The organism is Ruegeria sp. CL3 (assembly GCF_056536505.1).
In genome coordinates this window covers 20042-38468 of record NZ_JBQFPT010000012.1, presented here as the reverse complement: position 1 = coordinate 38468, position 18427 = coordinate 20042, and the positions used below count along the sequence as shown (strand labels likewise).

The 18427-nt window shown below is 59.0% G+C and carries 15 protein-coding genes and 1 tRNA gene; 9 read left to right on the top strand and 7 right to left on the bottom strand.

Annotated features, from left to right (window positions below):
* Positions 1-32 precede the first annotated feature (32 nt).
* Positions 33-1109 carry an L-dopachrome tautomerase-related protein gene (locus tag ACR0NO_RS17420; RefSeq protein WP_480724882.1) on the bottom strand — a complete coding sequence of 359 codons (1077 nt, stop codon included), beginning with the start codon at positions 1107-1109 and terminating at the stop codon, positions 33-35.
* A gap of 91 nt (positions 1110-1200) precedes the next feature.
* On the opposite strand from ACR0NO_RS17420, the gene ACR0NO_RS17415 reads away from it, so the two are divergent.
* Complete coding sequence (locus tag ACR0NO_RS17415; RefSeq protein ID WP_480724881.1) at positions 1201-2091, top strand: LysR family transcriptional regulator; 891 nt, start codon at positions 1201-1203, stop codon at positions 2089-2091.
* Between the two features lie 115 nt (positions 2092-2206).
* Positions 2207-2548 (top strand): DUF2853 family protein, encoded by a 342-nt coding sequence (locus ACR0NO_RS17410; protein WP_170380170.1) that lies wholly within the window; start codon positions 2207-2209, stop codon positions 2546-2548.
* Between the two features lie 222 nt (positions 2549-2770).
* Here ACR0NO_RS17410 and ACR0NO_RS17405 read toward each other — a convergent pair whose 3' ends face one another.
* From ACR0NO_RS17405 to tsaD, 4 genes are read right to left on the bottom strand one after another with little or no spacing between them, the layout of a single operon-like run.
* Positions 2771-3190, bottom strand: coding sequence for an EVE domain-containing protein (locus tag ACR0NO_RS17405; RefSeq protein WP_480724880.1), 420 nt, complete (start codon positions 3188-3190; stop codon positions 2771-2773).
* Complete coding sequence (locus ACR0NO_RS17400) at positions 3190-3459, bottom strand: YciI family protein (RefSeq protein WP_480724879.1); 270 nt, start codon at positions 3457-3459, stop codon at positions 3190-3192. The genes ACR0NO_RS17405 and ACR0NO_RS17400 overlap by 1 nt, the downstream gene beginning before the upstream one ends.
* Position 3460: 1 nt before the next feature.
* Positions 3461-4423, bottom strand: coding sequence for an NAD(P)H-dependent glycerol-3-phosphate dehydrogenase (locus ACR0NO_RS17395; RefSeq protein ID WP_480724878.1), 963 nt, complete (start codon positions 4421-4423; stop codon positions 3461-3463).
* Positions 4420-5517 (bottom strand): tRNA (adenosine(37)-N6)-threonylcarbamoyltransferase complex transferase subunit TsaD, encoded by a 1098-nt coding sequence (gene tsaD, locus ACR0NO_RS17390; protein WP_480724877.1) that lies wholly within the window; start codon positions 5515-5517, stop codon positions 4420-4422. Before tsaD ends, ACR0NO_RS17395 begins: the two co-directional genes overlap by 4 nt.
* 97 nt (positions 5518-5614) lie before the next feature.
* On the opposite strand from tsaD, the gene ACR0NO_RS17385 reads away from it, so the two are divergent.
* The 4 genes from ACR0NO_RS17385 to ACR0NO_RS17370 all read left to right on the top strand — a co-directional run bounded on the left by ACR0NO_RS17385 (position 5615) and on the right by ACR0NO_RS17370 (position 9771).
* Positions 5615-6328 carry a uroporphyrinogen-III synthase gene (locus ACR0NO_RS17385; protein ID WP_480724876.1) on the top strand — a complete coding sequence of 238 codons (714 nt, stop codon included), beginning with the start codon at positions 5615-5617 and terminating at the stop codon, positions 6326-6328.
* 54 nt (positions 6329-6382) lie between these two features.
* Entirely contained in the window at positions 6383-7675 is a 1293-nt protein-coding gene (locus ACR0NO_RS17380; RefSeq protein ID WP_480724875.1) for a COG4223 family protein, read from the top strand.
* Positions 7676-7685: 10 nt separating this feature from the next.
* Positions 7686-9167 (top strand): heme biosynthesis HemY N-terminal domain-containing protein, encoded by a 1482-nt coding sequence (locus tag ACR0NO_RS17375; protein WP_480724874.1) that lies wholly within the window; start codon positions 7686-7688, stop codon positions 9165-9167.
* Positions 9168-9354: 187 nt separating this feature from the next.
* Positions 9355-9771 carry a hypothetical protein gene (locus ACR0NO_RS17370; RefSeq protein ID WP_170470608.1) on the top strand — a complete coding sequence of 139 codons (417 nt, stop codon included), beginning with the start codon at positions 9355-9357 and terminating at the stop codon, positions 9769-9771.
* Positions 9772-9941: 170 nt separating this feature from the next.
* Here the strand turns inward: ACR0NO_RS17370 and ACR0NO_RS17365 are convergent.
* Positions 9942-10028: transfer RNA gene (locus tag ACR0NO_RS17365), tRNA-Leu, on the bottom strand.
* Positions 10029-10229: 201 nt separating this feature from the next.
* Between ACR0NO_RS17365 and ACR0NO_RS17360 the strand changes: the two genes are divergently transcribed.
* Positions 10230-11213, top strand: a complete 984-nt coding sequence (locus ACR0NO_RS17360) for a complex I NDUFA9 subunit family protein (RefSeq protein WP_480724873.1) — start codon at positions 10230-10232, stop codon at positions 11211-11213.
* On the opposite strand, the gene ACR0NO_RS17355 is transcribed toward ACR0NO_RS17360, so the two are convergent.
* Positions 11214-12017, bottom strand: coding sequence for an undecaprenyl-diphosphate phosphatase (locus tag ACR0NO_RS17355; RefSeq protein WP_480724872.1), 804 nt, complete (start codon positions 12015-12017; stop codon positions 11214-11216).
* A gap of 228 nt (positions 12018-12245) precedes the next feature.
* On the opposite strand from ACR0NO_RS17355, the gene ACR0NO_RS17350 reads away from it, so the two are divergent.
* A complete protein-coding gene (locus tag ACR0NO_RS17350) occupies positions 12246-13679 on the top strand; it encodes an NAD(P)-dependent oxidoreductase (RefSeq protein ID WP_480724871.1) in 1434 nt (477 codons plus the stop codon).
* 119 nt (positions 13680-13798) lie between these two features.
* A complete protein-coding gene (gene gltB, locus ACR0NO_RS17345) occupies positions 13799-18331 on the top strand; it encodes a glutamate synthase large subunit (protein ID WP_480724870.1) in 4533 nt (1510 codons plus the stop codon).
* Positions 18332-18427: the final 96 nt, after the last annotated feature.

Here is an 18427-nt window from a genome sequence, read left to right as displayed (position 1 = left end):
TCCCGGCCCCGCTGAACAGGGCCGGGCCAGGATCAGCGTCCGCTGACCGCGTCGGAAAGCGATTTGAATCGGACGATCTTATAGATCCCCTTCGAGGCATCCTCGCCATTGTTCAAAACGGGTGAGCGGTGCAACTCGTTAATCGTGGCATAGACATACCCATCCGCCCCGATCGAGAACCCGTCTGGCCACGGCAACTCATCATCCGACCGGAACAGAACCTCATAGCTGCCGTCCGGCTTGGTCACACCCAGCGCATTATCCGTCATCGCGGTGATGTAGACATTGCCACCGGTATCCACGGTCGAGCCGTCCGAGATCGGTTTGTCGCCATAGCGTTCGACCTGCGCCTCAAGATCAGCATCCGACAGGCTTTCATCCAGCAATGCCGCCGTAGGGATGCGGTACATCGCGCTCGCTGTCATCGGGGCGAAATAGACCCACGTGTTGGTCGGATCGACGGTGATCGGGTTGATGCCGATCTTGGCCGGATTGCCGCCCAGCGTGATCTCGCGCCCGTCGATCACCATCGGAGTATCCTCGGGGATCGTATATTTGGACCCCTCCAGAACGCGCCGTGCGCGGCCCGTCTCAAGATCAACCACGATGATGGCCGAGTTTTGACCGTCGCCCGTATCCGAAATGTAAATCGCCCCATGATCGCGGTCCACGGCCAGATCGTTCAGGAACGAGGTCGGCCGCGCGACTGGGGCGCCGATATAGTGGATCGCGTGCAGGGTCTCGGTCTTGGTGTCCCAACCGACAATGCGCCCGGTCTGGTTTTCACCCTGACCATCCAGCATCCACAGGATACCATCGCGATCTGCCCGCAGGCCCAAGACGCCGTTCAACCCATCGGCATCGTCTTGCGGGGCACGGGCCCAGTCCTCGGTCGGGTAGGGTTTGGTTGATCCATCGGGCATCACTTCGACCACACGCAGCTCGGGCCCGTAGAATTCATGCACGGACATGAACATGCGCCCATCCGGTCCAATCGCCAGATTGCCCGGAGGCATGGCCTTCTCGAACTCAAGATACGTTTCCAATTCGGCTGCCGCGGCGGGCAAGGCCAGCGCCAAGGCGCATGTAGCTGCATAGAGCGATTTCATCGGGTCCTCCTCTGATGTGCCCGATCAGATACCATTTGAAATTTTCGCGGATAACTGGCTCAATTTCGAAACCAGTGTTAGGAATTTTCGAATGTACCATGTGAACGATCTGCTGACCTTTGTCTCTGTCGCTAAAACCGGAGGGGTCGGATCGGCTGCAAAGGCGCTGGGCATTTCGGCGGCGACGGTCAGCCATCGGATCGGGAAGTTAGAAGAGGTGCTGAACCTCAAACTCTTTCACCGCAACAGCCGCCGGGTGCAGCTGACCAATGAAGGCCTGATCTTTCTGGATCGGATCGAGCCTGTGCTGTCTGATCTGCGTGAAGCCGAGTTGGAGGCTGGAAGCGGCAAGGGTGCGTTGCGGGGCCATCTGCGTGTAACCCTGTCACCGTGGATCCTGTCTCGGTTCATCATGCCGTTGATGGACAGTTTCCAAGAGGATCATCCGGACCTGACCATCGAGTTTCTGGCCGTCGATCGCTATGTCTCTCTGGTGGATGAGGGCGTTGATTGCGCCATTCGTGTCGGGCAATTGCCGGACAGCACGCTGAAGGCGCGCAAGCTTTGCGACAATGACCGGATTATCTGCGCCGCGCCGGGTTTCATTGCACGATACGAGATGCCCAAATCCGTTGAAGACCTGCGCAAGATGCGCTGGGCGTGTTTGCCCTGGCAGACGCGGTTTGACACCCATGAGGGGCAACTGTCCGTCACGAGACGTATTGCCGTTTCCAACTCGGACATGTTGACCGAAGCCGCGGTGCAGGGGCTGGGACTGGTGGTCAAGTCCCGCTTGGCCGTTCAGCGAGAGCTGCAGCAGGATACTCTGGTCGAGGTTTTGCCCGGTGCGTTGAAATCCCCCGCTGCACCAATTGCCTTTGTTCACGCGGGCAGCAGCACGCCGGGGCGCAAGGTGCGCGCGTTTTCGGACCTTGCAGATCGAGCCTTTCAAGGCGCGCGGCAAAGGCGTTCCTCCGCTTAGGGGGAAAGCGCGGAATTTTTCCCTTTGTGAGAAGGGGATGAATGGCTAGGCTTCCGACACCTGTTTTTAGGATTTGAGTAACCGCAGCCTGGACTGCTGATAGGGAGACTATTTTATGGGAAAACGCGACGATCTGATCGCCAAATACGCTGATGATCTGAAAAACAAATGCGGCATGGATGCCGATATGGACCTGCTGACCAAAGTCACCATCGGGTGCGGTCCGGCGATCTATGACGCCGACGCGTCGACCGTGGCGGCCAGCCAGGACGGAGAGCTGGAGACCGTCAAAAACAACTTCCTCATCAAAAAGCTGGGTCTGGCCGACGGTCCTGAGCTGATGGAGGCCATCAACTCGGTGCTGGAAACCTATGGCATGTCCGAGCGCAACAAGTACCGCGCCGTGGTCTACTACATGCTGACCAAACATTTCGGCAAAGAATCCGTTTACGGCTAACCGTATCGTTTTCCACCCAAACGCCCGCCTCCCCATCGGCGGGCGTTATTGTTTTGAGTTATATTTTAAGGACTTGGTGTTTGAAGCGGCCTGAGAAAACAGGCTATAGTCCTTATGTGGCCAGGACGGTCAGAACCAACAGAAACCAATACGCGTGTGGTGAGTAGGGAGCACGTGGGGTAGGGAAGGTTCTGCACGGTGCAGGGCCTTCCCTCAATTTTACTAGGCCTCAGTCGCGCCCAACGCGCAAATCACCTGCCATTCCGCCTCGGTGACCGGCTGCACCGACAGGCGAGAGTTTTTCACCAGCACCATTTCCCCCAGACGTTCATCCGCTTTGATCTGATCCAGCGTGACGTGCGCCTCAAACGGTCTCACCGCTTTGATGTCGACGCAATCCCAACGCTCATCATCGGTGGTGCTGTCGGGATGGGCTTCGGCGCAGACTTCGACGATGCCGACGATCGCCTTGTCCTTTTGCGAGTGATAAAAGAACCCGCGATCACCGATTGCCATTTGCCGCATGAAATTGCGCGCCTGATAGTTGCGCACGCCGTCCCATTCTTCGCCCGCCTCGCCCTTGGCAACCTGCTGGTCCCAGCTCCAGGTCGATGGCTCGGATTTGAACAGCCAAAATGCCATCAGCCAATCACCTTCTTCCACGGGATCAGTTCGACGGATTGGAACAGACCGGCCTTGGCATAGGGGTCATTGTCGGCCCAGCTTTGTGCGGCGGCCAGATCTGCCACATCGAGAATAACCAGCGAGCCGATCATCGCGTCCCCGTCCAGCAGCGGGCCGGCCTGCGATACAACGCCGGTTTCTTCGATATAGGCCAAATGGGCCGCGCGGTTGTCCAGACGGGTTTGCAGCGCGCCGGGTTTGTCACGGGCGATGAGGGCGATTAGCATGTTATTCCTCCTTGAGGGGTCGGTTGAGCAGGGTTTCGATGGCTTGAGCAACACTGTAGGCGCCTTGGCTCAGGTCGGCCACAGTGGCGCTGATGGGCATGTCCAGACCTTCGGCCTTGGCGATATCGGCCATGGCGCGGGCGGTGGCGACGCCTTCGACGGTTGTTTTGGTGTCGAAGGGCTCATTTCGACCCAAACACAGGCCAAAACGATAATTTCGGGACAGCTCGGACGAGCAGGTCAACACCAGATCGCCCAGTCCAGAGAGTCCCATCAGCGTCTCTGGTTGCGCGCCACGCATCAGGGCAAAGCGCTGCATCTCAGCAAAGCCGCGGGTCATCAGGGCAGCACGGGCGCTGTCGCCCAGGCCGGCACCGATGGCAGCGCCACATCCGATGGCCATAACGTTTTTCAATGCGCCGCCGAGTTCCGCTCCGATCACATCGGTGGTGCGGTATAGGCGCAGATTGGCGGTGGTCAGCTCGGATTGCAGTGTTTCGAGCAGATCGGCATCTGCACAGGCCAGGGTCAGCGCAGTCGGCAAGCCACGCGCGATGTCATCCGCAAAGCTGGGGCCAGTCAGAAGCGCTGGTCGTGCGTCCGGAATGGTTTCCCGGATCACGGAAATCGGACCGAGGCCCGAAGACAGTTCAATCCCCTTGCAGCACGCAACCAGCGGTTTCCCGGCCAGCACCGCTGCGTTTTTTTGCAGCGCGCTGCGCAACTGTTGCATGGGCACGGATACCAGGAGGACATCTTTTGCCGTCGCTGCTGCGATATTCGAACTGACGGTGATGGCATCGGGCAAGGTTACATCGGGCAATCGGCTCTTGTTGATCCGATTGTCTTGCATAGCTTTCGCGTGCTCGGCGCTTCGCGACCACAGGGTGACCGGCCCGCTTCCGGCCAGCGAAATCGCCAGAGCCGTGCCGAACGCCCCAGATCCGAGAATCGAAACGCTCATGCCTTTGCGCCCTTCTTTCCGCTTCCCAACATGGCGGGGCTGGTCTGGTCCAAAGGCCAACGGGGTCGCGCTGTAAGATCCAAACCGTCGCGCGCACCTGTGCGAAACCGTTCCATCCCCGCATAGGCGATCATGGCCGCATTGTCGGTGCAAAGCTCAAGGGGTGGGGCGGTGAAACGCGCGCCTTTTTCGGCACAAACAGACTCTAACGCAGTGCGAATAGCGGAGTTTGCAGCCACACCGCCCGCGACTGCGATCACCGGATCCGAGGGGGTCTTGGCCAGATACATATCCATAGCGCGTCGTGTTTTCTCGGCTAAAGTATCCACGACAGCCTGCTGAAACCCGGCACATAGATCGGCGCGATCCTGACGGGTCAGGCCGGTTTTTTCGGCGACGATCTGATCCCGCATCCGCATCAGCGCGGTTTTCAGCCCCGAGAAGGAAAGATCACATCCGGGCCGGTCCAGCAGGGGCCGCGGAAAGCGGAACCGCTTTGGATCGCCCTGGCGCGCCTCGGCCTCAACCGAGGGTCCACCGGGTTGCGGCAGGCCCAGAAGACGGGCGGTTTTGTCAAACGCCTCGCCGGGGGCATCGTCGATAGTGCCGCCCAGACGGGTAAATTCCTCAGGTCCGTAGGCGATAAGATATTGGCAGTGCCCGCCCGAGACCAGCAGCATCAGGTACGGAAAGGCTACTCCATCCGTCAGGCGCGGGGTCAGGGCGTGACCGGCCAGGTGGTTTACCCCGATCAAGGGAAGGCCGGTCGCGGCACTGATCCCCTTGGCGCACATAACGCCGGACATGACCCCTCCGATCAGGCCGGGCCCGGCGGTCACGGCGATGGCGTCCATATCAGCCAGTGTTAGACCCGAATCTTTTAGCGCCTGCGCGACGCAGCTATCCAATTTCTCGGCATGGGCACGTGCAGCGATTTCGGGGACGACGCCCCCATATGCGCTGTGCAGCTCGGTTTGGCCATGGACAATCGACGACAGCACTTCGGCCCCTTCGCCGTCGGTTTGGCGCACGACGGCGGCGGCTGTGTCGTCACAGCTGCTTTCCAATCCAAGGACGGTAAGTGTTTGCACCATTGGCCTGATCCGTTGCATCATGATTGCCAAGCGGGGTACCACCCTGCGCGGACGCAAACAATCCCAAGGCCGAAGGCGCCGATAGTTGTATTTGTTGATGACCCGCCCTCGCGCCGCCTCGGAGAGGTTTGTTGCGCAGCTTCCAACCCGCGTCAGATCGCGTGTTGAGGTCATCCATTCCCCCATTCTGGAAATCAAACCGCTGGCGGTTCCGATTTGCACGGCCGAGACGCAGGGGATGATCTTCACGTCATCCAATGCGGTGAATGCGGCAGCCTCGGCGGGTGTGCGCCGGGATTTGCCTGCCTATTGCGTGGGTCCGACCACGACTGCGACCGCCGAAGGCGCGGGCTGGGATGCGCGTATGGTCGGTGGCACGGCAGAAGAGCTTGTGGCCGGTCTATTGCAGATCAGACCAACAAGCCCGCTGTTGCATCTGCGCGGCGAACACAGCCGGGGCAACATCGCCGAGCGTCTGACCGAGATGGGCGTAACCACGCGCGAACAGGCGGTGTACCAGCAACTTCTGCTGCCGCTCAGCCCCGAGGCAAAGGCCGCATCCGAGGGCGACAGGCCAGTGATCGCGCCTATTTTCTCACCCCGCACCGCGCGACAATTTGCCGACATTTGGGCGGGCACTGCCCCGCTATGGCTGGCCGCAATCAGCGAGGCAACGGCGGAACCCCTTAAATCCTTGGGGTATGAACGTCTGAGGATCGCCAAGGAACCGACGCCCAAGAAGATGCGTAAGGCCGTTAAAAAGCTTGTGAAACACGCGTTGCGGGTTGAGAGAGAGCCGGGTGCAGATTAACTTGGAACAGTCTGTAGTTCTGGTGATTTTAGAATCGATAAGGGGAATTTGACGGTGGCGGGCAAAAAGAAATCCGATCAGGAACCGGTGGAAACCCCGAAATCAGACGATGTGGTCGAAGATGTAAGCGTTGAACCTGGCGGTGAAACTGAAGGGTCGCCTGTTGACGAAGATGCGCCGAATGAGGACCTGATTTCCGAAGCCGAAGCCGAAGCCGAAGCCGAAGCCGAAGCCGAAGCCGAAGCCGAAGCCGAAGCCGAAGCCGAAGCCGAAGCCGAAGCCGAAGCCGAAGCCGAAGCCGAAGCCGAAGCGTCCGTCGAGCCGTCGGAACCTATGCAGGCCGATGAGAAACCCGCTGAACCGACCCAGGAACAACGGGGCGGATTTGTTCCGGCCCTGATAGGTGGTGTGATTGCCGCGGGCCTTGGCTTCGCGGCGGCTCAAACGGGGCTGATCTCGTCTGGTGGGTCGGATAACTCGGACGTGATTGCGGCGCTTGAATCGAAGCTCTCGGAACAATCCGATCAGATCGAAGCGCTGACGAAGCAACTCTCGGATGCGCCAGACGTGTCGGGCCTGACGGATCAGGTTCAGGCGCTATCGCAAAAGCTGGATCCGGTCGATGCCGACCTGTCTGCCATGAAATCCAGCGTCGAATCTCTGACGGGTCAGATCGCGCCTCTGGCCGACCGGCTGACCGAGCTTGAGAAGGCACCGATCTCCGCTAACACCTCGACCGAAGCCACCGCTGCTTTTGAAGCCGAGTTGAAAAAGCTGCAGGACTCTCTGGCGGCGCAGCGCGGTGAGGTCGAAAAGATGGTTGCCGATGCACAGGCGCTTGAGGCGAAAGCAACGGCCGAAGCGCAAGCCGCGACCAATCTCGCCATTCTGTCCCGCCTGCATGGACAGTTGGATGCCGGTCAGCCCTACTCGGACCTTTTGGGCGAACTACAAGCGGGGGGTGTGACGGTGCCTGATGCGCTCTCAACGCCTGCAGATAAAGGGGTTGAGACGCTTTCGTCCTTGCGGGCCTCATTCCCTGCGGCGGCGCGTACCGCTTTGGCGGATGCGCGGGATGCGGACAAAGGCACGGGCGTGATCGCCTTTTTGCAGCGCCAGACCGGCGCGCGATCGGTGACGCCTCAGGATGGGGATGGTCCGGATGCTGTGCTGTCGCGTGCTCAGGCGGCCTTGGCCGATGGTGACGTCGCTACTGCCCTGACTGAATTGAAATCCCTGCCAGAGGCGGCACAAACCGCAATGGCCGATTGGGAACAAGCAGCCCAAACTCGGGTCGCGGCGGTCGAGGCCGCCGATACGCTTGCTTCCGACCTGAACTCGAACTGAAGGACCTGCCATGCTGTGGTCATTGTTTAAGATCCTTGTTTTTGTTGCGATTATCGGCCTTCTGGCTTTGGGTGGTCACTTCCTCATGCAAACCAGCGGCGGAGTTCAGATTACCGTCGCCGGGGTAGAATACACGCTAGGGCCGCTGCAATCGGTGATCGCGCTGGGCGTGCTGGTCTTTGGCGTCTGGTTGTTCTTCAAACTGCTGGGCCTGCTGATCGCGACGCTGAAATTCCTCAACGGTGATGAAACCGCCCTGTCGCGCCATTTCGACCGCAGTCGCGAACGGCGCGGATATGAGGCGCTGTCCGACGGCCTCATGGCTTTGGCATCGGGCGAGGGTCGCATGGCGATGGCCAAGGCCTCCAAGGCCGAGAAACTGTTGAACAAGCCGGAACTGACCAACTTGCTTGTGGCGCAAGCGGCCGAGATGACGGGCGACACCAAAAAGGCCTCGGAAACCTACAAGAAGCTGGTGACCAACAGTGCCACGCGCTTTGTCGGTGTGCGGGGTATCATGAAACAGAAACTGGCCGAGGGTGATGACGAAACCGCGCGCAAACTGGCCGAGAAAGCCCTGGCACTGAAGCCGCGCCATGAGGAAACGCAGGATGTATTGCTCAACCTGCAGACCAAGGCACAGGATTGGGCCGGAGCGCGGTCGACTCTGACGTCGAAGCTGAAAGCCGGATACCTGCCGCGCGATGTGTTCAAACGGCGCGACGCGGTTCTAGCCCTGTCCGAGGCCAAGGGGATTCTGGACGATGGCGCAAGCCTCGAGCAACAGGAACAAGCCATCGAGGCCAACCGCCTGTCGCCCGATCTGGTGCCCGCCGCCGCCATGGCTGCGCGGGCCTATATCGAAAAAGGCAAACCGCGCGCGGCGACAAAGATCCTCAAGAAAGCGTGGGAGGTTCAGCCCCACCCCGACCTCGCCCATGCCTTCGCCGAGATTGCGCCGGACGAGTCGGCTCAGGACCGGATCAAGCGGTTCACCGCGTTGACCCGTATCCACCCTGAGAACATGGAAACCCGCCTGATTCTGGCCGAATTGAACATCGTCGCCGAGGACTTCCCCGAAGCGCGTCGCGCGCTGGGTGATGTGGTCGAAAAACAGGCCGACGCGCGTGGATACACGTTGATGGCGGCCATCGAGCGCGGCGAAGGTGCCTCGGACGCTGTTGTTCAGGGTTGGCTGGCCAAGGCCTTGACCGCACCGCGTGGGCCGCAATGGGTGTGCGAGAACTGTCACGACATTCAGCCCGAATGGGGCCCGGTCTGCCAGAATTGCGGCAGCTTCGATACGCTCAGCTGGCAGGCACCTCAGACGCCCGAGATCGCCACAGCCACAGGTGTGCATATGTTGCCTTTGATTGTGGGCGCACTGGAAGATCAAACCTCGCCTAGCGAGGAGACAGAACAGGAAGCGCCTGCCGAAGTGATCGAGCTGAACGCCGACACGGTGGATGAAACCGTAGAGAAGCAGGCCTGACCCAAACGGCCTGATCTTTTCTGGGCCACAACGGCCTTGCAAAAAAATAGTAGTCTATGGCTCCGCCCGGAAGGGCGCTGCTTTGGTGTGTTTTACGCCAGTGTGACGGGTTTCACTGACGCTCAGGCAGCATTTGCCGCATTCTCTCGATGAATCGACCAAGCGTTTTAGATTGAGGAGAAACACAATGAAAATTGATGAAAAAGGCCTGGATAAATTTGAGAAAGAGGCGGACAAGCTCGCGGCGGCGATTGTCCAGCAGTCCAAAATCATCGATCAGGCGGAAAAGGCGTCTCCTGTCGCGAAGAAAACACTGGCACCGTTGAAAAAGGCAATTGCAGTGGCGATGAAGCAAGGCAAAGCTGCGCAGAAGGCCATTTCGACTGCGAAGAAGAAAAAATGTATGGACGAAAAGGCCAACAAAGACCTTCTGGTTCAGGTGTCGAAAGCTGCCAAGACTGCATCGGCGGCCAAGAAATTGATCGGTCACGAGGCAACGCATGTGGTTCAACAGGCCGTCCCGAAAGCGAAGCCGAAGCAAATGGAAAAGACCTTCGACGAAAAGCTGAAGTTCTGGCAAAACCTAGAAAAGAAAGCCAAGTAAATCTGAGACATAGGCCGGGGCCTGCGCAGAGCACGGCTTTGCGAGGCCCTGACGTCAACGCTCAAGGCATGAAATGCTATGCGTGTGGTTGGATCTGAGACTGAATTCCCCAAACACACGGGCTATTTCCACGCCGCAAATGCGAGTAATCAATAGAATTTAGGGGGATTTGGTGCCCAGGAGAGGACTCGAACCTCCACGTCCATACGGACACTAGCACCTGAAGCTAGCGCGTCTACCAATTCCGCCACCTGGGCAGGTGTCGTGAGGGGGCGTTTAAGCCCAGTGGCGGGGAGGGTCAACCAGATTCGGACAGATTTTTGAAAGTTTTTTGAACCATGCCGCTTGGCCCCTTTTCGCAGCGGGTCTCGATGCAGGATGCGCGGCGATTTGATGCCTTGTTTCTAAGGGGTTCGGGCGCTACTTCTACGTCAGAGCCACGCAGCAGGAGCCATCGAATGTCGAAACTGGTCACGATCTACGGAGGGTCAGGGTTTGTCGGGCGCTACATCGCGCGCCGTATGGCAGCAAAGGGATGGCGTGTCCGAGTCGCCGTGCGACGCCCGAACGAGGCCATGTTCGTGAAACCCTATGGCGTTGTGGGTCAGGTTGAGCCGATTTTTTGCAACATCCGGGATGACGCCTCGGTGCAGTTGGCCATGCAGGGTGCAGAAGCGGTTGTGAATTGCGTGGGTGTTCTGAACGAACTGGGCAAGAACGGGTTTGATGCAGTGCAGGCCGAAGGGGCCGAACGCATCGCGCGTCTTGCGTCCGAGAATGGCGTGGAGCGGATGGTTCATATCTCGGCCATTGGTGCAGATGCCGAGTCGGCCAGCGCTTATTCCCGCACCAAAGCTGCGGGTGAGGCCGGAGTTCTGGCTCATATGCCCGATGCAGTAATCCTGCGCCCTTCGATCATTTTTGGTACCGAGGATCAGTTCTTCAACCGGTTCGCCGCGATGACGCGGTTCGGGCCGTTTTTGCCTCTGGTCGGGGCCGAGACGCGGTTTCAACCGGTCTATGTGGATGATGTGGCGCAGGCGGCCGAGCAGGGTGTCTTGGGGAAAGCGGCCTCGGGCATTTATGAGCTGGGCGGTCCTGAGGTGAAAACCTTCCGGGCTTTGATGCAGCAAATGCTGGAGGTGATTCATCGGCGCCGGGTGATTCTGGGTGTGCCGTTCTTTGCCGCCAAGATCATGGCCGGTGTGTTGGATATTCTGAAATTCGTCAGCTTCCAGCTGTTCTCGAATCCGATCCTGACGCGGGATCAGCTGAAGAACCTTCGACAAGACAATGTAGTCGGTGACAGCGCCAAGGGCTTTGCGGATCTGAGGATTGTGCCCACTACGTTGGATGCTGTTCTGCCCGAATACCTGTGGAAATTCCGCCCCTCAGGTCAGTATGACGACATTCAGAACTCGGCCAAGAATTTGCGGACCTGATCAGCTATAGGCGATCACCAGCAGGATCGCGCCAAGAATGACGCGATAGATGACATAGGGCGTGAAGCTGACACTGCGCAGCAGGCGCATCATCAGGCTGAGTGCTAACAGGGCCGACACAAAGGCAAAGAGGGCGGCGATCGCTCCGTCTTTGGCCAGCTGCGCGTCGGCCTGGTGGGCTACGTCAAGGGATAGCAACACGCCTGAGGCGATGATGGTCGGGATCGACATAAGCATGGCGAGGCGTGCGCCTTCTTCCCGCGTATAACCCAGATGCCGTGCCCCGGTGATGGTGATGCCCGACCGAGATGTTCCAGGAATTAAGGCGATAGCCTGCCAAAGGCCCATGATTGCTGCGTCACGCAGGGTCCAATCGGCGGCGATCTTGGTCTGGGGGCCTTTCTGGTCCATCCAATAGAGCAGCAGCCCGAATAGCAGCATTGTCCAACCGATGACGGCTATGGATCGCAGCGCCTCGGTCAGGCCGGTCAGGAAAAGGACCAGCCCAGCGAGGACTGTCGGAATCGTTGCCACGATCAGGCCTAGCGCCAGCCGGGCCTGTGCTGTGTCAATGCGCCCCGTCAGTGCCGCAGGCAGCCCGCGGATTGCTTGTTTGACGTCGGACCAGAAGTACAAAACAACCGCGCCCAGCGTGCCCACATGAACGGCGACGTCGATGGTTTGGCCCTGATCCTGCATCCCGGTCAGGTTGGGCAGCAAAATCAGATGGCCGGACGAAGAGACAGGCAGAAATTCAGTAAGCCCCTGAATGATCGCCACGAGAATCAAGTGAAAGAGACTCATTTACCCTGCCGCACTGCCATCAAATTGCTTTGAGTTCATGGGTATTCTGGTGGTGTCGAAAAGGAAAGATGATAGATAGGTCCGTATCGGACATAAAAATAGAAGAAAAAAGCAAATATTTTGCGCGCCAGTCGATATTTTTCTCAATTAGGTCAGTATATATGACTTTTCATATCCTGGACGATCTCATAAAGAGATGCTTCCTAGCCAATTCATGGAGTCGGACCCGTGGCAAAGCAACCGATGTTGAAATTTGTGCAGATTGACCGTGTCATGCCTGAAAAGCGTGCCGCCGATGACCGCAAAGAAGACTTTGACGAAATCTACGCGGAATTCGCATCGGCCAAGGCTGCAGAACAAGCCAGTCGATGCAGCCAATGTGGTGTGCCCTATTGCCAATCGCATTGCCCATTGCACAACAACATCCCCGACTGGCTGCGCCTGACGGCGACAGGTCGTCTGGAAGAGGCCTACGCGACCAGTCAGGCCACCAACACATTCCCCGAGATCTGTGGCCGTATCTGCCCTCAGGATCGCTTGTGTGAGGGTAATTGTGTGATTGAACAGTCGGGTCACGGTACGGTCACCATCGGGACGATTGAAAAATACATCACTGACACCGCATGGGACAAAGGCTGGGTGAAGCCCGTCGTTCCGACCGCTGAACGCAGCGAAAGTGTGGGCATCATCGGCGGAGGCCCGGGTGGCCTGGCGGCAGCCGACATGCTGCGCCGTGCCGGTATCCAAGTCACAGTCTATGACCGCTATGACCGTGCGGGCGGCCTGTTGATGTACGGTATCCCTGGCTTCAAGCTCGAGAAAGACATCGTCCAGCGCCGCAATGACCTGTTGGCCGAAGGCGGGGTGGAGTTCGTTCTGAACTGCGACGTGGACGCCGCCAAATTTGACGAAATTCGCGCCAAGCATGACGCCGTGATCATCGCAACCGGCGTTTACAAGTCGCGTGATCTGTCCATGCCGGGCAGCGGATTGACGGGCATCGAGAAGGCGATCGACTTCCTGACCGCCTCGAACCGCAAAAGCTTTGGTGACGCGGTCGAAGATTTCGACAATGGTCGCCTGAACGCCGACGGCAAGAAAGTTGTCGTTATCGGTGGTGGCGACACGGCGATGGACTGTGTGCGCACTTCGATCCGTCAGGGCGCGACCTCGGTCAAATGTCTGTACCGCCGTGACCGTGCCAACATGCCCGGCTCGCAGCGAGAAACGCAGAATGCCGAGGAAGAAGGCGTGGTGTTTGAATGGCTCAGCGCGCCAAAAGGTTTTGTCGGTGATGACAAGGTGTCCGGCGTGATGGTGCAGAAGATGCGCCTGGGACAACCGGATGCGTCGGGCCGTCAGGCCCCTGAGGTTATCGAAGGTGCAGACTATGTCGAGGACGCCGATCTGGTGATCAAGGCGCTGGGTTTTGAACCCGAAGACCTGCCCACACTCTTCGGTCAGCCCGATCTGCCGGTCACGCGCTGGGGCACCATCAAAGCGGCCTTCCAGACCGGTGAGACCGAGATAGATGGCGTGTACGCCATTGGTGACATCGTGCGCGGCGCTTCTCTGGTCGTCTGGGCGATCCGGGATGGCCGTGATTGTGCCGACGCCATCATCGAGCGGTTCAATGCCAAGGCGGTGGTCGCGGCCGAATAACCGCCCATCATCGAAGTTCAACATTTTCCCTAAGGGATACGCGTTCGATCCAGAACGCCAGCCAAAGACCAAACCAGGGATCCGGCAATCCGTGCCCCCTTGGAAGCAGGAGACAGCGAATGACCAAATTTGATGCCGATTGGGTGCGCGCCGAGGAAGCCAAGCGCAAGTGGATGGCGGAAAACGGTCTTTATTCCGAAGAGGAAGAGCATTCCTCATGCGGTGTGGGCCTTGTGGTGTCCGTCGACGGTAAACCATCGCGTAAGGTCGTGGATGCGGGGATCGATGCCCTCAAAGCGATCTGGCATCGAGGCGCTGTCGATGCGGATGGCAAAACAGGTGACGGCGCGGGTATCCATGTTCAGATACCGGTTCCCTTCTTCTACGACCAGATCCGCCGTACCGGCCATGAACCCAATCTGGATGAACTGATCGCCGTTGGTCAGGTCTTCCTGCCTCGCACCGATTTTGGCGCGCAGGAAAGCTGCCGGACCATCGTGGAAACTGAAGTCCTGCGGATGGGGTATTACATCTACGGTTGGCGTCACGTGCCGGTTGATGTCACCTGTCTGGGCGACAAGGCCAACGCGACCCGTCCTGAGATTGAGCAGATCCTGATCTCGAACTCGAAAGGCGTGGACGAAGAGACGTTTGAGCGTGAGCTGTATGTCATCCGTCGTCGCATCGAAAAAGCGGCTGCCGCTGCTGGGATTTCGGGACTGTATCTGGCTTCGCTGTCCTGCCGCTCGATCATCTATAAGGGCATGATGCTGGCCGAACAGGTTGCCGTCTTCTACCCCGACTTGATGGACGAACGCTTTGAGTCGGCCTTTGCGATCTATCACCAGCGCTATTCGACCAACACCTTCCCGCAATGGTGGCTGGCCCAGCCGTTCCGGATGTTGGCACATAACGGTGAGATCAACACGCTGAAGGGCAACATCAACTGGATGAAGAGCCATGAGATCCGCATGGCGTCCTCGACCTTTGGTGACTATGCCGAGGATATCAAACCAATTATCGCAGGAGGATCGTCGGATTCGGCCGCATTAGACTCGGTTTTTGAAGTTCTGGTGCGTGCAGGCCGCTCGGCACCCATGGCGAAAACGATGTTGGTGCCGGAGAGCTGGTCCAAGCAGGCGGTTGAGCTACCGCAGGCGTGGCGCGACATGTATTCCTATTGCAACTCGGTGATGGAGCCGTGGGACGGCCCTGCTGCTCTAGCCATGACCGATGGCCGCTGGGTCTGTGCCGGTCTCGACCGGAATGGTCTGCGCCCGATGCGCTATGTGGTGACAGGTGACGGACTGGTCATCGCGGGATCCGAGGCCGGGATGGTGCCGATTGATGAGGCCTCCGTGACTGAAAAAGGCGCTCTGGGTCCGGGTCAGATGCTGGCTGTCGACATGAAGCGCGGCAAGCTCTACCGCGACAAACAGATCAAGGACAAATTGGCCCGCGCCCTGCCGTTTGGTGAGTGGGTCAACAAGATCAACGATCTGGATGACGCGTTGGCCGGCGTGACCGAGACCGCCAAATTCCGCGGAGAAGAGCTGCGCAAGCGTCAGATCGCGGCTGGCTACTCGATCGAAGAGTTGGAGCAGATCCTTGCGCCGATGGCCGAGGATGGCAAGGAATCCATCGCCTCGATGGGCGATGACACGCCCTCGGCCGTGCTGTCCAAGCAGTACCGCCCGCTGAGCCATTTCTTCCGTCAGAACTTTAGCCAGGTGACAAACCCGCCCATCGACAGCTTGCGGGAATACCGCGTGATGTCGCTGAAAACTCGGTTCGGTAACCTGAAAAACGTGCTGGACGAAGACAGCAGCCAAACCGAAATCGTGGTGCTGGGCAGCCCCTTTGTTGGCAACGCGCAGTGGGACAAACTGGTTGAGACCTTTGGCTCTCCTCTGGCAGAAATCGACTGTAGCTTTGAGCCCGGTCGTGGCGCGCTGAGCGCCGCTTTGGCCCGTGTTAGAGCCGAAGCAGAGGAGGCTGTGCGCTCGGGCGCGGGGCATCTGGTGCTGTCTGACATGAACTCGGGCGAGGGCCGTGTGGCTATGCCGATGATCCTGGCGACCAGCGCGGTGCATTCGCATCTGACGCGGCAAGGGCTTCGGACCTTCTGCTCGCTGAACGTGCGCTCAGCCGAATGTGTTGATCCGCACTACTTTGCGGTTCTGATCGGCTGCGGTGCGACCGTGGTAAACGCCTATCTGGCCGAGGACTCGCTGGCGGATCGGATTGACCGTGGTCTGCTGGACGGCACGCTGACCGAAAACGTCGCGCGCTATCGCGAAGCGATTGACCAAGGTCTGCTGAAGATTATGGCCAAGATGGGCATCTCGGTGATCTCATCCTATCGCGGCGGTCTGAACTTCGAGGCCGTTGGCCTCAGCCGCGCTATGGTTGCGGAATACTTCCCCGGTATGACCAGCCGGATTTCCGGCATCGGTGTCACGGGTATTCAGGCCAAGGTCGAGGAAATCCATGCCAAGGCTTGGGACAACGGCTTGGACGTGCTGCCCATCGGTGGGTTCTATAAAGCCCGGCAATCGGGCGAGACCCATGCGTGGGAAGCGACCTCGATGCACATGATGCAGATGGCGTGCAACAAGGCGTCCTACGAGCTGTGGAAGCAGTATTCGGCCAAGATGCAGTCGAACCCGCCGATCCACCTGCGTGATCTGATGGATTTCAAACCGCTGGGCAAACCAGTGCCGATTGAAGATGTCGAATCGATCACCTCGATCCGGAAACGTTTTGTCACTCCGGGAATGTCGCTGGGCGCGCTGTCGCCCGAAGCGCATAAGACGCTGAATGTGGCGATGAACCGGATCGGTGCGAAATCCGACTCGGGTGAAGGTGGTGAAGACCCGGCGCACTTCGTGCCCGAGCCGAATGGTGACAACCCGTCGGCCAAGATCAAACAGGTGGCCTCGGGCCGGTTCGGTGTGACCGCAGAGTATCTGAACCAGTGTGAAGAGTTGGAAATCAAAGTCGCCCAGGGTGCGAAACCCGGTGAGGGTGGTCAGCTGCCGGGTATGAAGGTCACCGACCTGATCGCGCGTCTGCGTCATTCGACCAAAGGCGTGACCCTGATCTCGCCGCCGCCGCACCACGACATCTACTCGATCGAGGATCTGGCGCAGCTGATCTACGATCTGAAACAGATCAACCCGCGCTGCAAGGTGACGGTGAAACTGGTGGCGTCCTCTGGTGTTGGCACGATTGCTGCCGGTGTGGCCAAGGCGAAAGCGGATATAATCCTGATTTCGGGCCACAATGGCGGCACGGGCGCATCGCCTGCGACCTCGATCAAATATGCCGGTCTTCCGTGGGAGATGGGCCTGACCGAGGCGCATCAGGTTCTGGCGATGAACAACCTGCGTGACCGTGTGACCCTTCGGACTGATGGCGGGTTGCGCACCGGGCGCGATATCGTCATGGCAGCGATGATGGGGGCCGAGGAATATGGCATTGGCACCGCCGCCCTGATCGCGATGGGCTGTATCATGGTGCGTCAGTGCCAGTCGAACACCTGCCCGGTCGGAGTGTGTACGCAAGACGAAAGCCTGCGCGCCAAGTTTACCGGCAACGCGGATAAGGTCGTCAACCTGATCACCTTCTACGCACAGGAAGTGCGTGAGCTGCTGGCCAGCCTCGGCGCGCGTTCGATTGATGAGATCATCGGTCGGGCCGATCTGCTGGCTCAGGTCAGCCGCGGCTCGGCGCATCTGGACGATCTGGACCTGAACCCGCTGCTGATCACTGTCGATGGCGCGCATGACATCGTCTACAACCGTGACAAGGACCGCAACGCGGTGCCTGATACGCTGGACGCCGAGATCGTGCGCGACGCGGCGCGGTTCCTGAAAGACGGTGAAAAGATGCAGCTGTCTTACGCGATCCAGAACACGCACCGGACCGTGGGCACCCGCGTCTCCAGCCATATCGTTCAGAACTTCGGTATGCGGAACACGTTCCAGGACGACCACCTGCATGTGAAACTGCAGGGCTCGGCCGGTCAGTCGCTGGGGGCCTTTGCGGCACCGGGTCTGAAGCTGGAAGTGTCGGGTGACGCCAACGACTATGTCGGCAAAGGTCTGTCGGGCGGCATGATCGTTGTCCGCCCACCGCAGGTCAGCCCTTTGAAGGCGGATGACAACACAATCATCGGCAATACCGTTCTCTACGGTGCAACCGACGGGCAGCTGTTTGCCGCGGGTCGTGCAGGTGAGCGGTTCGCGGTGCGGAACTCGGGCGCCAAAGTGGTGATTGAGGGCTGTGGCTCGAACGGGTGTGAATACATGACCGGCGGCGTCGCGGTGATTCTTGGTGATATCGGGGCCAATTTTGGTGCGGGCATGACCGGCGGCATGGCCTATCTGTATGACCCCGAAGGTAAGGCGCAGGCGTTGATGAACATGGAAACGCTGGTGACCTGTCCGGTGACCGTCGATCATTGGGAAGATCAATTGAAATCCCTGATCGAGCGTCATGCGGCGGAAACCTTCAGCCGGAAGGCCTCGGACATCCTGCAGCATTGGGATGTGGAAAAGGCGAATTTCCTTCAGGTCTGCCCGAAAGAGATGCTGAACAAGCTTAGCCATCCTCTGACAAACGAAGTGGCTGCTGTTCCGGCCGAATAAGTCGGGTGCAGAGATAAATAAGAAGGACCCGCGTTTCTGGGGTGGAACGCGGGTCTTTTTTGTATTTCTCGGCGGACACAGTCGCGCGGCCCAATC

Bases quoted from the DNA above. Each gene is read 5' to 3' on its own strand.
- ACR0NO_RS17420 (WP_480724882.1), bottom strand. From the start codon at position 1,109: ATGAAATCGCTCTATGCAGCTACATGCGCCTTGGCGCTGGCCTTGCCC.
- ACR0NO_RS17415 (WP_480724881.1), top strand. From the start codon at position 1,201: ATGTACCATGTGAACGATCTGCTGACCTTTGTCTCTGTCGCTAAAACC.
- ACR0NO_RS17410 (WP_170380170.1), top strand. From the start codon at position 2,207: ATGGGAAAACGCGACGATCTGATCGCCAAATACGCTGATGATCTGAAA.
- ACR0NO_RS17405 (WP_480724880.1), bottom strand. From the start codon at position 3,190: ATGGCATTTTGGCTGTTCAAATCCGAGCCATCGACCTGGAGCTGGGAC.
- ACR0NO_RS17400 (WP_480724879.1), bottom strand. From the start codon at position 3,459: ATGCTAATCGCCCTCATCGCCCGTGACAAACCCGGCGCGCTGCAAACC.
- ACR0NO_RS17395 (WP_480724878.1), bottom strand. From the start codon at position 4,423: ATGAGCGTTTCGATTCTCGGATCTGGGGCGTTCGGCACGGCTCTGGCG.
- tsaD (WP_480724877.1), bottom strand. From the start codon at position 5,517: ATGGTGCAAACACTTACCGTCCTTGGATTGGAAAGCAGCTGTGACGAC.
- ACR0NO_RS17385 (WP_480724876.1), top strand. From the start codon at position 5,615: ATGACCCGCCCTCGCGCCGCCTCGGAGAGGTTTGTTGCGCAGCTTCCA.
- ACR0NO_RS17375 (WP_480724874.1), top strand. From the start codon at position 7,686: ATGCTGTGGTCATTGTTTAAGATCCTTGTTTTTGTTGCGATTATCGGC.
- ACR0NO_RS17370 (WP_170470608.1), top strand. From the start codon at position 9,355: ATGAAAATTGATGAAAAAGGCCTGGATAAATTTGAGAAAGAGGCGGAC.
- ACR0NO_RS17360 (WP_480724873.1), top strand. From the start codon at position 10,230: ATGTCGAAACTGGTCACGATCTACGGAGGGTCAGGGTTTGTCGGGCGC.
- ACR0NO_RS17355 (WP_480724872.1), bottom strand. From the start codon at position 12,017: ATGAGTCTCTTTCACTTGATTCTCGTGGCGATCATTCAGGGGCTTACT.
- gltB (WP_480724870.1), top strand. From the start codon at position 13,799: ATGACCAAATTTGATGCCGATTGGGTGCGCGCCGAGGAAGCCAAGCGC.